At 41.9% G+C, this 16,338-nt stretch carries 7 protein-coding genes; 5 read left to right on the top strand and 2 right to left on the bottom strand.

Features of this window, described 5'->3' with window-relative positions:
- Window positions 1-50 precede the first annotated feature (50 nt).
- Window positions 51-3,032 carry a FimB/Mfa2 family fimbrial subunit gene (locus ACESQI_RS12780; protein ID WP_229127655.1) on the bottom strand — a complete coding sequence of 994 codons (2,982 nt, stop codon included), beginning with the start codon at window positions 3,030-3,032 and terminating at the stop codon, window positions 51-53.
- A 515-nt stretch (window positions 3,033-3,547) separates the two neighbouring features.
- Here ACESQI_RS12780 and ACESQI_RS12775 point away from each other — a divergent pair.
- The 5 genes from ACESQI_RS12775 (at window position 3,548) to ACESQI_RS12755 (ending at window position 15,144) form a co-directional block, all read left to right on the top strand.
- Entirely contained in the window at window positions 3,548-5,296 is a 1,749-nt protein-coding gene (locus tag ACESQI_RS12775; RefSeq protein ID WP_281962383.1) for a glycosyltransferase family 39 protein, read from the top strand.
- Window positions 5,297-5,506: 210 nt separating this feature from the next.
- A complete protein-coding gene (locus ACESQI_RS12770) occupies window positions 5,507-11,113 on the top strand; it encodes an alpha-2-macroglobulin (protein WP_373126240.1) in 5,607 nt (1,868 codons plus the stop codon).
- Window positions 11,114-11,172: 59 nt separating this feature from the next.
- Window positions 11,173-13,455, top strand: a complete 2,283-nt coding sequence (pbpC, locus tag ACESQI_RS12765) for a penicillin-binding protein 1C (protein ID WP_373126253.1) — start codon at window positions 11,173-11,175, stop codon at window positions 13,453-13,455.
- A gap of 24 nt (window positions 13,456-13,479) precedes the next feature.
- Complete coding sequence (locus tag ACESQI_RS12760) at window positions 13,480-14,655, top strand: MFS transporter (protein WP_234130494.1); 1,176 nt, start codon at window positions 13,480-13,482, stop codon at window positions 14,653-14,655.
- A 54-nt stretch (window positions 14,656-14,709) separates the two neighbouring features.
- Window positions 14,710-15,144, top strand: coding sequence for a hypothetical protein (locus tag ACESQI_RS12755; RefSeq protein WP_002561857.1), 435 nt, complete (start codon window positions 14,710-14,712; stop codon window positions 15,142-15,144).
- Here the strand turns inward: ACESQI_RS12755 and ACESQI_RS12750 are convergent.
- On the bottom strand, window positions 15,141-16,181 hold the full coding sequence (locus ACESQI_RS12750) for a sugar kinase (RefSeq protein ID WP_195660758.1): 1,041 nt from the start codon (window positions 16,179-16,181) through the stop codon (window positions 15,141-15,143). The two genes, ACESQI_RS12755 and ACESQI_RS12750, sit on opposite strands and share 4 nt — an antisense overlap.
- Window positions 16,182-16,338 lie beyond the last annotated feature (157 nt).

Raw genomic sequence — 16,338 nt, 5'->3', positions numbered from 1 at the left:
TGCCTTCTCCACAGAATATTATTAATTAAAAACTCATCATAGAATATACTTTACTCTCTTACACAACGGATAGCCTGAGCAAATCCCTGATATGAAAGTCTCATGTTATGAGCATTATAGGCAGATTCAAGTGACCAGGCTCCATAACGCATTCTTCTATCACTTGTTCCTGATATCAATTCACTCCTATTGTATCCAGGTCCTACACTTGACGACCAATAATAACCAGTACTACCCGCACTCTCCAAATTACCACTTGTATTATTCAAACGACCGGTGGCCGGAAAAAAGACAGAACGATATATCTTCTTTGAAGTATCAAAATTAAAGTATAGTACACCCTGATAAGCAACTTTACTATTTCCTAATGACACACCATAGTTACCTGAAGAAGCTTCCTTAATAGGTCTCCGATCAAAAAAGCCATCCGAATAAAAAGTAAAAGATGTATTTTTTAATTGTTTACGAGCTGTTCCACTTTTACCATAAGGATACGTTCCAGGCCCAGTATTCGTAGAAACAACATTAGTATAAGTTGTTTTATAATCAGCGTTTGAAGAGGCATTTCCAGCAAAAGGAACTAAAAATAAAGAAGTTCTTAATTCAGAATACTTTATATCCGCTTTGTGATCCTCAAAATCAGTAGCCGAAGAACCGACATCCGGTAAATAAGGATAATATCCATTTACAGATATTTTATTTGTATATCCATCTGTAGGACGACGATAGCCCGGAGGACAAACTTCAAATTGGCTTTTATATACAGATATGCCAGTAGCTCCGTCCCACATAATTGGAAATTCTTCATATCCCCACGGGAAAGCCGTACTATTCAATGATTTTGTTGGATTATAAGCTCTACGATAATAACTACTATAATCAGTATTAGAGCCCATATCTACCGCCCACTGAAAAAAGGCACCTGCCTGCGAAGGAAAATCAACGAAACGAGCCCCCCTTATACCAACATTTTCATAAGCAGGATTTCCATTTCCAGCCAATCCATCTGTTGTTAAATTAAGAGGTGAAAACTCCGCAGCCCCCAAATTACGTGAATCAGAAGCTAAAAGACGCATATCCTCCCTGACTTCTGAACTTATCAAAGTTCCACCATTCCAACCGTTATATACTTCTCCCGGAATCGGATCATCCGGTCCATATATATAATGAGGTGCTTCTCCCTGCCGAATAAAAATAGTCATAGTGGGTGACCACGTAGCAGAGAGACGATATTTCAAATTGACATATCCAAATTTGGGAGTTGCATCTTTATTAGCCACAAAATTAGCACTTTCTTTAACGCCAATACGAAAATAGATACGCCCTTTAAGACCTGATATATTATAACCTGTTTCTCCTTTATATTGATTGGGAACTACGTGATATTTTTCGGCATCTTCTGGTGATTCTGTACCTACACCCGGATCAAAACTGGGGGTTGCACTCACTATCAGCCAATCCCGAAACTCAGCAGGTACCTCCACTGACCAATCCCAGTTCACACCATGTTGCCCGGTGATGATACGTTCACCTTTCTGATTGTGTTTAAAAAAGACCCCATTAAACAAACCCTGTCCGTTTTTAGTAGGATCATGAACAAAACGCAAACCTTCTTGTGTTACCACCACCTCTATCTCCCGCTGTAAAGCGTTTTTTCCATCTTGTTCCTCTGCTGACAAAGTCAACGTATACGTACCAGTCATATTCTCAGTTCTGATATGTGGAGAACCAACAACGGTATTTGTACCATCAATCAACAAATCCATATAGCCACTACCAGTCAGCGGATCAAAATAAAACCGGTAAGGATTGGGATTATTGATTTCATCTATCGCCAAACAGTTAAAAACCTCATTAGTAATACGTTTCGTAGCCTCTCCCTGCTTTTGCACAGTATTCAACACTCGTACCACCGGCATATTTGACCAGAAAGAAATACGAACCCCGTTCAAGTCTGTCATTTTAACTTTCTCATGAGATACATTTAAGATACGATTACCCACTATTTCCCAATCATTAACATCAGAAGTCCATGGAGAAGGCTTTATATTCACCTCTAAAGGTTCTCTAATGCTGGCCGTTAACTCGAGTCGGGCATTCGCCGGTAATGTATAATCCGGGTCAGATAGAATTTGCAGTTTACATGAAGGACTATAATCTTTTATCATATTAACTGTAAAATCAACTGCATTTGCTTCTGTAGTTTTTGTTGCAAAATAACTGGAAGGCACGATTACCCTTTTTATTCTGGCTGCCCAAATTAAATCATTTGCCCTATCTGTCGAAGTTAGAAAAGCCGGATTTATCTCAAAATAATCGGCATTGTGGTTAAGTGTAAATTTACGTATCACATTTCTGGTGATCGCTGTTCCATTGTAAGTTAAAGTTGGATTATCATATACCCAACCAGAGACCGGATCACTGGGTAAACCATGTACCAGCGGTACACGATTCGGAAGGTTCGAGAAAGTAACTCCCTCAAATATAGTAGAATTTATATCTCCTAAATCCATTTTCGATTTTAAGACAACATCAACACGGGCAGCAAGTCGTCTTAATTTTACAATCAACTCCGTACTTACAGTATTATTTATTTCGATTTTTCCTCCGGCCAATACTTTTACACCTCTATTTTCTGCTATCATAGGAATAACATGATCCGAATTAAAAAACTCTGCCGGATATGCAATTGACTTTACATCATCATAGTGATTAATACCATCAAGCAATGTTTGTATATCCTGGTGGAGAGGTTCATTACACAGAAAAATAAAATTATATTCTCCTTGTTTAATAGGATGCTGCAACGTAGTTCCAGTCAATGCAGCGCCATAATAAAAAGCATTACTTTTGCATACATTAGTAGCTTTATCAAAAGCCAATATACGAAGTGTTTCAACTTTATCATCAATACCATCTCCCGGTTTCGATCCCGCATAACTACGGGTATTAATACCCGTTATTGTCACATGCCCTTCCTTCACATTCGTTTCTAACTTTTCGTCAAAACAAGAAGTTAATAATGAAAACATAAATAGGACAGATAAAGGCAAATAAATTCTTTGTCTATTAATAAGCATATTATCTTTGGTTTTAATTCTTCTATGTACTGGTTTTTGTCTCAATGACATCTAATAAAAGCGTCCTCGCTCCTCAATTTTTTGAACATAAAGATGTACCTTAACATCCTATCTCTACCTCAAATATACAAAATATATACTTAGCATATAGTTAAAAAAAATAAAAAGTAAAATTTATAAAGGTATATCGCTCTAATTTATTAACAATAAAATCATTATAAAATGCAATTAGTATATTTTATTATTTAACATATATCTAATTTTTCCAACTTTAGTTCACGTATATCATGCTCGTTATTTCTCTTTCCTAACAATACATAGCCACATTAACAATACAATGATAATCTACCCTCCATAGTGTTGCTATGTTAACAACAATGACTATATTTGCATATAATTCTTATTAAAGAAGTATAATATTTAATCTGATTGCTCATTTATCAGAGATATATAATAAACTTTCTCTAATGAAAACACTTTCTCAACTATATCATCTTATTGAGAACAATCCGGGAAAAGCTTTCGGAATTACTTGTCTTTTTCTTATCGCCTATCAATTGATATCTGTCTTTTGGGGGTTCGAATTATGCGATTCTGGATTCTATATGACTTTCTACGATCATATCTTCAAAGCCCCCGAAAGTGTGGAATACAACTTTATGTATTATCTAAGCGGAGTTGTGGGAGGTACTTTCATTACTTTATTTCCCGATGCAGGAATATTCGATATACGTTTGTTGGGAGTAGTAAACAATATGATTACCGTTTATCTGGTATATAGACTGCTCCGCAGACATATCCATGTATCGGCTATAATCATTGGAGTTTTACTGGTTATTATTTCTTATGTAGGTCTACCTATGGCTTTCTACAATGATCTGATGACATGCCTTCTATATGTACTTGCTGTGTTTTATTTATTCAAAGGGTTAAGAAGCAATAATAATATATGGTTCATTATCAGTGGAATTATAGTTGCATTAAACACCTTTGCACGTATTCCGAATATACTCGATTATGGCATTATTCTGCTTATAATTCTGCATAAACTTTATTATAAAGAGAGCGCTCGTCGTTGTGCCGGCAGATGCCTGATCTTTACACTTTCGTTCATCACAGGAATTATAGGTGTTATTTTACTAATGAAAATTTTAGGGCATTATGAATATTTCATTCATAATTTGCACGAACTGACCTCTGCTGCAGGAGACGATAGCGGAACAAGTTCCCATACCCTGACCAATATGATATTCGCTCAGGTAAGAATCTACTACCTGATTTTCAAGTTCGGAGCGAAAATACTCTTACTTTATGCTGTTCTGCTATTATCTCTTAAATATGTAAGAAATGTTCTGTTACAATTACTCATCCGAATCATTGCTTTTACAGTACTGGGTATTCTTTTCTATAAAGAAAATGCCGTAATTATCCTCTGTGCTTTCAGCCTGATAGGGTTAGCAGGAAATATTTTTTTGAATAATGACAAAGCAATCAAGATGTTATCATGGGCAGGACTTTCTATGATCCTGATCATACCACTTGGCAGTGATGGGGGCATGTACAATAACGGTAGTATTATCTATTGGTTAGGATTACCTATGGCCATCTCGTTTTACTTTTCCATAAAAAACAAAATTCTTCCGCCCGCTTTATCTGTACAAACGGTAAGAAAAATGTTATTGCTAACCTTGGGTATATACATTCTAATATGTGGAGTCAAAACGATAACAGAAGGAGTATACTTTGACGGAGGACTACTTTTCGAGAAGCGGTTCTCTATCCGGAACGAAAGAACGAAACATGTTTATACTTCTCATGAAAGAGCCGGTATAATAAATGACTTGTTAGCAGGGATAAAGCCATATATTAAAGAAGATGACTGCCTGTTTGCTTACGGCAGTATACCCGCCATTAATTATATGACACGAACCAAGCCCTTCATCGGATGTTCCTGGCCGGAATTACTAAGTGCACCGCTACTAAAACAGAAATTAAACAATTACAAAGGTCCACTTCCAGCTATATTAAGACAAAAATTTGATAGCATAGGAAAAGAGTTCGGAGCACCGGATGAGAACTACCTGATTGATTGCGGAGTGGAAGCAGGTACTTTTAAAAGTAATAAAAAGAGCCAGGTGGTAAATGAATTTATAGAAAAGAATAATTATAAGATAGTTTTTGAAAATCAATATTTTATTTTATTCTTGCCACAATAAAGAAAAATCCTTCAGTTATTTATCAGTTTTGAGTGCTTCCCGCACGGGGAGGTACGCCAAGCGATGGTCAATTGAACCTAAAATTGGTGCGATTGCCCTGATAAAAGATATCCCCCCCAATCAAAGACTGTTTTATTTTTTTAGATGAATCAATATAGTAAAAAGCATATTTTCATTATCTTTGGTCACTAAACTTTTAATACCTTTACCATGAAACGAACAACAATGATTCCAGCCGCGTATTCTGTTCTTCTGTTCATCATCATAAGCCTGAGCTCATGTGCAGGCAGTCAGAAAGAACTTGTTCCTTCTTCGGAATTTACACCTTATGTAAATGCCTATACAGGTGGGGTAATATCGCAATCCTCACCCATACGAATAGAACTGACCCAAGATCAGCCCGTAGTAGATTTAAATAACGAACTCAAAGAGAATCCATTCCGCTTTTCGCCTTCACTGAAAGGGAAAACATATTGGATAAGCAATAATACAATAGAATTCCTGCCCGAAGAAGGAGCGCTTAAACCAGGAACAATGTATGAGGCTTCGTTTCAACTGGGAGACTTTGTAAAAGTAGACAAACGTCTGAAAGAATTTAATTTCTCATTCCGGGTACAGGAAAAGGATTTCTCATTGGCAATGGAACCACTCGACATAACTGCCGCTACCCCCGAGTACGCTTCTGTTAAAGGAGAAATACGTTTCAGCGACAAGATTGACAACGTACAAGTAGAGAAAATGATCTCAGTTAATGGAAATGGTTCTTCAGATTATGCCATTTCTGTAGAAGGCACAAGAAATCCGATGCGATACAATTTCAACATCAACCGTATACCGAGGGCACAGGAAGATTACGATCTGGAAATAACATTGAACGGAAAAGTGGCAGGTATAGACCGGAAGATTGTTGAGAAGGTGACTATTCCGGCAAAAAATATCTTCCGCTTCATGTCTGCACAACGCATAGAGCAACCAGAGAACGGGATACAAATTTCGTTCTCCGATCCCGTATCTACCACACAGGACCTAAAGGGACTCATTGAAATCGCGGAACTCTCTTCGTATACATTTCAGGTAATCAATGACAAAGTAAACGTATACTTCGAGCCCAATCGTTCCAATAAACTCACACTGAGAATCTATGAAGGTATAAAAAATAGGAAAGGAAAAAAACTCGGCACCTCCCATTCTATCTCCTTCAGTCAACCCAGCCTGAAACCACAAGTGGAATTACGTACAGATGCTGCCATTTTGCCCGACTCCAAAAATCTGATTATCCCTTTCCGGGCTGTCAGCCTGCATGCTGTTGACTTGAATGTGATCCGTATATTTGAAAGCAATGTACTGATGTTTATGCAGACAAACACTCTTTCATCTTCCAACGAATTGAGACGGTCCGGACGGTTGGTCTATAAAAAGACACTACATCTGGATAAAGACCCGTCCAAAGACATCCGCAAATGGGAAGATTATTCTATTGACCTCTCTGGACTGATCAATCAGGAACCGGGAGCTATCTACCGGATCACCCTTTCGTTCAAACAAGCCTATTCGGCCTATCCATGCGGAGAAGATGACAAAGAATTACAATTCTCCGAAAGTTCGGACCAGTTAACTAAACTATCCTCCGAACAACTGTCAGAAGAAGATGAAGCTGTGTGGGATACTCCGCAGACCTACTATTATTACAACGGTTCCGAAGGAATGGACTGGCGACAATATCGTTGGGAAGAGCGCGACAACCCCTGCCACATATCTTACTATATGGGAGCAGACCGAACAGCTGCATGTAATGTACTGGCATCTAATCTTGGTATGATTGTAAAGCGAAACTCGGTCAACAAATTGTGGATTACTGTAAATAACATATTAGATACTACCCCGGTAGAGAAAGCTATAGTAACAGCTTACAATTTTCAACTACAGCCAGTGGGTAAAGCCGAAACTGATAAAAACGGATTCACTGTCATTGAGACTAAAGGTGTTCCTTTCATCGTTGTGGCAGAAACCGGAAAGCAAAAAGCATACGTACGGGTGGCAGACGGGGAAGAACAGTCAGTCAGTCGTTTTGACGTAGGCGGTAAAGACATACAGAAAGGATTAAAAGGATTTGTATATGGCGAAAGAGGCGTATGGCGTCCCGGCGATACACTACACATTTCGTTCATGCTTGAAGACCGTAACAACCGGATACCGGATAAACACCCCGTAGCATTGGAAATTTATAATCCGCGGGGACAATTCTACAATAAGTTAATCTCCACTAACGGAGTAAACGGACTGTATACTTTCGCTGTACCAACAAGAGCAGAAGATCCTACCGGACTATGGAATGCTTACGTGAAGGTTGGAGGAACGGCCTTTCACAAGTCATTACGAATAGAAACGGTAAAGCCCAACCGTCTGAAAATCAACCTACAGCTTCCGGGAGAGATACTCAAAGCCTCGGATGGAGAGATACGTACTACTTTGTCGTCAGCATGGCTAACAGGTGCCCAGGCTTCAAGACTGAAAACAAAAGTCGAAATGTCACTCTCCAAAGTCAATACGCAATTCAAGAATTACGGGCAATATATATTCAATAATCCGGCAACAGAGTTCACCTCTTCACGCATGGACGTATTCAGCGGCATGTTGGATGTAAACGGCAATGCATCGTTCACCCTCAAACTACCCGAATCGGGAAATGCACCGGGTATGCTACAAGCCAATATTACCACCCGGGTATTCGAACCGGGCGGAGATGCAAGTATCAATACAACAAGTGTACCGTTTTCTCCTTTCAGTTCGTATGTAGGTATCAACCTCAATCAGCCCAAAGGTAAATATATCGAGACAGATAAGGATCATGTATTTGACATCGTCACCGTAAATCCGGAAGGAAAACCTGTAAATCGTTCGGGACTTGAATATAAGATTTACCGCATCAGTTGGAGTTGGTGGTGGGAAAGTTCCAGAGAATCGTTTGAGACTTATGTCAACAGTAGTTCTTATACCCCTGTGGCCAGCGGAAAGCTGAATACCATAAACGGAAAGAGCAGTTTCAGATTCCGCATCAACTATCCCGATTGGGGACGTTATCTGGTGTATGTGAAAGACACAGAAAGCGGACATGCTACCGGAGGTACAGTCTATGTAGACTGGCCCGAATGGCGCGGACGTTCCAGTAAGACTGATCCAAGCGGCATCAAAATGTTGGCTTTCTCTCTCGATAAAGAATCTTACGAACCAGGTGAAACGGTAACTGCCATTATCCCTGCCTCAGCAGGAGGCAGAGCACTTATCGCTCTGGAAAACGGTTCAGAGGTATTACAACGTGAATGGTTGGATGTATCTGGTAAAGAAGACACCAAATATCAGTTCAAAGTGACCCCGGAAATGGCACCTAATGTCTATCTGCACATCAGCCTGCTGCAACCACATGCACAAACTGTAAATGATTTACCCATCCGTATGTACGGAGTAATGCCGGTATTTGTGACTAATAAAGAAACTGTACTCCAGCCCCAAATTCAGATGCCCGACGTACTTCGTCCCGAAACGGAATTCAATGTGACAGTAAGCGAAAAGACAGGTAAACCAATGACGTATACACTGGCTATCGTAGACGATGGATTACTTGACCTTACCAACTTCAAAACACCTGATCCGTGGAACGAATTTTATGCACGGGAAGCATTAGGCATTCGTACATGGGACATGTATGACGATGTGTTGGGAGCCTATACAGGTAGTTACAGTTCACTGTTCAGTACCGGAGGTGATGAAACATTAAAACCGGCAGATACCAAAGCAAACCGTTTCAAACCGGTAGTACGTTTTATCGGTCCGTTCAGCATTGGCAAGGGTAAAAGCCAGACACACCGAATCACGCTTCCAATGTACGTAGGTTCAGTACGTGCCATGGTGGTGGCAGGAGAAAACGGAGCATACGGACGGGCAGAAAAGACAACTTCGGTACGTACCCCACTCATGATTCTTTCAACATTACCCCGCGTGCTCAGTACACAAGAGGAGATATCACTCCCGGTCAATGTATTTGCCATGGAGAAAGAAGTGAAGAATGTAAAAGTATCCGTTTCAGCATCGGGTGGTGCACAAATCAGCGATGCCTCCCAACAATCGGTTTCATTCGTAAAACCGGGTGACCAGTTAGTTTTCTTCAAACTAAAGACTGGTAGCAAATCCGGTAAAGCAACCCTTCGCGTAACAGCCGAAGGAGCCGGGAAGAAAGTCTCGGAAACAATTGAGATAGAGGTGCGTAACCCTAATCCGGCGGTAACACTGCGTGAAAGTAAATGGATAGAAAACGGGCAAAATTGTGAACTATCTTATAGGCTAGGTAGTCGTTCACCGGAAAACAGTGTCAAGCTGGAAGTATCCCGTATCCCGTCGGTAGATATCAGCCGTAGATTCGACTTCTTGTACAACTACCAGCACTACTGTACAGAACAGCTAACTTCCAAGGCTCTCCCACTCCTGTTTATCAGTCAGTTCAAAGCAGTAGACGAAACCGAATCTCAAAAAATAAAGGCAAATGTACAGGAAGCAATCAAACAACTGTATACCCGTCAGTTACCCAACGGAGGATTTATTTACTGGCCGGGGAGTGCTTCTGCCAACGAATGGATAACCTCCTACGCCGGAATGTTCCTGGTAATGGCACAGGAAAAAGGATATGCCGTAAATGCCAATGTACTCAATAAGTGGAAGCGTTTCCAACGTTCGGCTGCACAAAACTGGCGTACACCTCAACAGGATACCGGATATTACTGGCAATCAGATTTGCAACAAGCGTTCAGGCTATACACACTGGCATTGGCAGGAGCACCGGAACACGGGGCCATGAACCGCCTGAAGGAGATGGAGCAAACTCTCTCTTTACAAGCTAAATGGAGACTGGCGGCAGCATACGCCTTAAACGGAAAAATGAAAGCTGCTAATGAGTTGGTATTTAATGCCAAGACTACAGTAGAGCCTTATTCCTCTTCTACGGGAAGTTACGTATACGGATCTTATGACCGCGATGAATCTATGATACTGGAAACGTTGCTATTAATGGGACGCGAACGGGAAGCGTTTGCACAGGCACAACGAGTTTCACAAACTTTATCCCGTGAAGAGTGGTTCAGCACCCAATCCACTGCATTTGCTCTAATGGCAATGGGCAGACTGGCCGAAAAACTATCAGGCACACTTGACTTTTCGTGGACGCTGCACGGCAAACAACAACCCGCTGTAAAATCTGCCAAAGCCGTGTTTGAGAAAACACTTGCCACTGCTTCTGGTGGAGGTGAAGTTACAGTGAAAAATAATGGAAAAGGAGCATTAAATGTAGATCTTATCACCCGGACACAATTACTGAATGATACTTTACCTGCAATGGCAAACAATTTACGTCTGGATGTGAGATATACTGATATGAACGGTACAGCTATCTCCATAAATCCGATCAAACAAGGTACAGACTTTATGGCAGTAGTTACGGTAGCCAACATCAGTGGAACTTCCGACTACAACGACCTGGCACTGACACATATCATACCATCGGGTTGGGAGATATATAATGAACGTATGATAGACCATCCGGAACAAGCCACAAGTACTGATACGAACAACAGTTATACCTATCGGGATATCCGCGATGACCGTGTACTTACCTATTTCAATCTGAAACGGGGACAGTCTAAAACCTTCACCATACGATTGCAGGCAACCTATGCAGGAACCTTCATATTACCTGCTATCCAGTGTGAAGCAATGTACGATTCCGGAGCACAGACAAGGACTCAGGCCGGAAAAGTAGTAGTTGAATAAAGAGGGGAAGAGAAGGGAGAATGGAGAGGGAAGAAGGAAAGAGAAGGAAGAAGGGTAAAATGATAGGGGGAGGGATCATTACCCTCCTGTTAATAGGGTATATCTTTTGCCTTCCCCGGCAACTATTCCATGTCCCCTACTCTACCGTTGTGACCGACCGGAATAATGAGCTTCTCGGGGCACGTATTGCCCCGGACGGCCAATGGCGTTTTCCTCCCCGCACTACGACTCCGGCAAAGATACAAGCCTGCTTCATTGAATTTGAAGATAACCATTTTTTTCACCATTGGGGAGTTAACCCAGTGTCAATAGGAAGAGCAGCTTATCAGAATCTAAAAGCCGGACGAGTTATCAGCGGAGGTAGTACAATTACGATGCAGACCATCCGTCTGGCTCGCAACAATCCTCGTACCTTCAGCGAGAAATTTATCGAAATGATATGGGCTACCCGGTTAGAGTTCCGTTATTCAAAAGAGAAGATACTCTCTTTATATGTCTCCCACGCTCCGTTTGGAGGAAATGTAGTAGGATTGGATGCCGCTGCCTGGCGTTATTTTGGCCATTCGGCAGACGATCTGTCATGGGCAGAAGCAGCTATGCTCGCCGTACTTCCCAATTCTCCTGCTATGATTCATCTTTCCAAAAGCCGGCAGGCATTGCTCGATAAACGTAACCGCCTCCTCACACGGTTACACACAAAAGGAGTGCTGGATGATTCAAGCTACGAACTTGCCCTCAGCGAGCCATTGCCCCAAGAGCCCAAACCACTACCACAGATTGCTCCGCATCTCACTGACTACTTCTACCAAACGAGAAACGGCAACTATTCTGTAAGTACCATCGACCGGGGAATACAGCTGCAGATAGAAGAACTGATAGAACGTTGGAATGGTGAGTTCTCCCGTAGTGATATCCGCAACATAGCCATATTAGTCATTGATGTTCAGAAAAATCAGCCCATAGCTTATTGCGGTAATGTACATTTCAATAAAACAAACAGCGGCAATCAGGTAGACATCATCCGTTCCCCCCGCAGTACGGGAAGCATTCTCAAACCTTTCCTTTATTACGCTATGTTACAGGAAGGCAGTATACTCCCACATACTTTATTGCCTGACATCCCGATTAACATCAATGGTTTCGCTCCACAGAATTTCAGCCAGCAGTTCGAAGGAGCCGTCCCTGCCTCCGAAGCACTGGCACGTTCACTCAACATCCCTACCGTAACAATGTTGCAACGTTACGGTGTCCCAAAGTTTTACAACTTCCTGAAACAAGCAGGAATCAGTACCCTTACCCGCCCTGCTTCCCATTATGGGCTTTCCCTTATTTTAGGAGGTGCCGAGGGAACCTTGTGGGATATCACCTGCGCCTATACAGATATGGCACGCTGCCTGAAAGGATTGGATAAAACCAACTGCTCTTTATTACTTTCCGACTCTACCTACAATGCCTCGTCTGCAGTTTCAACCTCATCCTTTTCTCCCTGTGCCGTATGGCAGACTTTTGAAGCCATAAAAGAAGTAAACCGACCGGAAGAGATTGATTGGCGTACTATTCCTTCCATGCAGACTATTGCCTGGAAAACGGGAACCAGCTATGGTTTTCGCGATGCATGGGCAGTAGGAGTCACCCCTCGCTATGCCGTAGGTGTATGGGTGGGTAATGCTACCGGAGAAGGTAAACCGGGACTTGTCGGGGCACGCACTGCAGGGCCGGTCATGTTCGACGTATTTAATCTGTTACCATCGTCCCCCTGGTTCGTCAGACCTTCTGAAGGATTTGTAGACGCAGAGGTTTGTCACCTGTCCGGACATCTGAAAGGACGCTTCTGTGAAGAAACAGACACCATACTGATACTTCCTGCCGGACTCAGAACCGAAGCATGTCCCTATCACCACCGAATCAACCTATCGGCAGACGGAACGCAACGTATCTACGAAAGCTGTATCAATACAGAGGCTGCCATTCAAAAGAATTGGTTCACCCTACCTCCTGTCTGGGAATGGTATTACAAACAACGCCACCCGGAATACAAAACTCTGCCTCCCTTCAAGCCCGGATGCGGGGAAGATATTCTCCGTCCGATGCAGTTTGTCTATCCTACCATGAATGCCCGCATATTTCTACCCAAACAAATGGACGGGAGCAAAAGCCAGCTGACTTTTGAACTGGTGCATAGCGTTCCCAAAGCTACTGTATATTGGCATTTAGACAATAACTACCTGGCCGAGACACAGGATTTTCACAAGATATCCCTACTCCCCTCGTCAGGAAAACACACAATGACGGCAGTAGACAATGAAGGAAATACAGTTTCGGTGACTTTCTTTGTAGAGTAGGCTCAATTCTCTATCTTTGCGCCCATGAAACAGACTTTAAAAGAAAACGGAGGATTACCGGCATCCGTACTTTGGACGTTGGCAATTGTTGCCGGTATATCAGTAGCCAATCTTTACTACAACCAGCCTTTACTGAACATGATACGCCACGACATGGGTGTATCAGAGTTTAAGACAAACCTCATCTCTATGATTACACAGATCGGATATGCACTGGGGCTTTTATTTATCATCCCGTTAGGCGACCTGTATCAACGAAAGAAAATCATCATTATTAACTTTGCGATACTGATAGTTTCGCTATTGACTATTGCGCTGGCACCGAACATACATGTTATATTAATAGCCTCCCTTTTTACGGGTATTTGTTCAGTAATACCACAGATATTCATCCCGATAGCTTCGCAATTCTCCAGACCTGAGAATAAAGGGAGAAACGTAGGTATTGTCGTTTCAGGCTTGCTGACCGGTATTCTCGCTTCCCGGGTAATCAGTGGGTTCATCGGCGAGATCTTCGGGTGGAGGGAAATGTACCACATAGCCGCTGCCCTGATGCTGATATGTGGAATGGTAGTTGTTAAAGTACTGCCGGATATAAAACCCACATTCAAAGGGAAATACAGTGAATTAATGAAATCACTGTTTCTGTTACTGAAAGAATACCCACAGCTACGAATCTACTCCATACGGGCAGCATTGGCATTTGGCTCTTTTCTGGCCATGTGGTCATGCCTGGCATTCAAAATGGGGCAAGCTCCCTTCCACGCCGGAAGCAATGTTATCGGTATGTTAGGACTTTGTGGAATAGCCGGAGCATTATCAGCATCACTGGTAGGTAAATACGTAAAAAGAGTGGGCGTCCGCCGGTTCAACTTTATCGGTTGTGGATTAATACTTTTTGCGTGGTTTCTGCTCTTTGCAGGAGAAAACACCTATTTGGGTATCGTAGCAGGTATTATTATTATCGATATTGGTATGCAGTGCATTCAATTGAGCAACCAGACCAGTATCTTTGAGCTTTGTCCTAATGCTTCCAATCGCATCAATACTATTTTCATGACTACTTACTTTGTTGGCGGTTCAATGGGGACTTTTCTGGCAGGTACTTTTTGGCAGGCATTTGGTTGGTATGGAGTTATAGGTACGGGTGTTTTGTTGACCAGTTGTTCATTATTTATCACTTTTTTCTCACGTAAGTGAACCTAAATGGTAGTTCTATTTGTTGTTTAATGCATCAATCTATAAATTTAATGTATGAAATACGGAGTCAACAGACAAGTTTTACTGATTACTGCCGGTATCGTATGGATAGTGGCAGGGGCAAATATACTGCGAATAGGAATCGTGACATGGCTTAATGATTCTCAATACTGGTTGTTCAAAATGGGTGAAGCCACAGTAGTGTTCCTTCTATTCTTCATTCTTATATTCAGAAGACTATACTATAAACATACCGAACGCATCACCCAAAAGAAACAGGAAAAGAATTGTCCCTTCTCTTTTTTCGATGTAAAGAGCTGGATTGTCATGATTTTCATGATTTCATTAGGCATCAGCATACGAAGTCTGCACCTGTTACCCACCAGTTTCATATCCGTATTTTATACCGGATTGTCATTGGCTCTGATCGCAACCGGAGCACTCTTTATCCGTTACTGGTGGCAAAGGCGCCATCTACTCCGAAGTTAACGCTGTACCCTGCCAGAAGAGTCACCATTCATCAGTGCTTCTACTTCGGCAACTGTTGCCAGGTTGAAGTCTCCATAGAAAGTATTCTTCAGACAGGAAGCTGCCAACGCAAAATCCAATGCTTTCTGATCGTCATCGGGATAAGTGAGCAGACCATAGATGAGTCCGCCAACAAAAGCATCTCCCGTACCCACACGATCTACTTCGTGAGTAATATCATAAATCCCCGTATGCTTTAACGATCCATCGGAATAAAGCACAGCGGCAAGCAGATTGTGATTGGCAGATAAAGAATTGCGTAGCTCAAGAAACATCTTCCTGCAACGGGGAACAAGTTCTGCTACTTGCTTTCCGACCTCTTCAAAACCTTCAAGATTGAGTCGATAATCTGTGTTTACAGCCTTAAAACCTACGGGAGCAATACCTAATATCTCTTTATATTCAGGTTCCGCACCAAATATCACATCACTATACTGTACCAGCGGTTTCATCACATCAGCTGCCGTACGTCCATATTTCCACAGGTTCTTCCGGTAATTCAAGTCGCAGGAGATCGTTAGTCCCATCCGGTCTGCCATCTGAAGAGCTTCCAGGCAAGTATCGGCACCGTCCTGTGACAAAGCAGCGGCTACTCCCGACCAATGAAACCATCCGGCATCAGCAAAAATAGTCTCCCAGTCTATCATACCCGGGCGAAGGGTAGAGAAAGAAGAACCCGACCGGTCATATACTACTTTTGAGTTACGAAAAGAAGCCCCGTTTTCAAGAAAATAAATTCCCATACGATCGCCACCATAAATAATACCATCCGTACGGAGTCCATGTGAACGAAGATCACTGATACAGGCACGGGCTATATCATTATCGGGCAAACGGGTTACAAATTCGGTCGGTATCCCAAAGTTGGCAAGAGAAACCGCTACATTCGTTTCGCTGCCACCAAAGGTAGCCACATAGTCACGGGATTGTGAGAAACGCAGATTGCCGGGAGTGGTAAGACGCAAAAGTACCTCTCCAAAAGTTACTATCTTCTTCATAATATCAATAAATTCAATTAATGATCAAATGTACTATCAAAAATCCAACAGGGCGCAAACTTTTAATAAATTTTATTGCTATACTAACAGATAGAGAATACATTTAGTCTATTTGTAGTATCTTTGCCCGAAAGCTAAAATATAAAAATAAGATAAC

Source organism: Bacteroides sp. HPS0048, from assembly GCF_964240755.1.
GTDB classification, from domain to species: Bacteria; Bacteroidota; Bacteroidia; order Bacteroidales; family Bacteroidaceae; genus Bacteroides; species Bacteroides nordii.
Note: the sequence above shows the minus strand (reverse complement) of the source record. Positions and strands in the feature narration are given on the sequence as shown.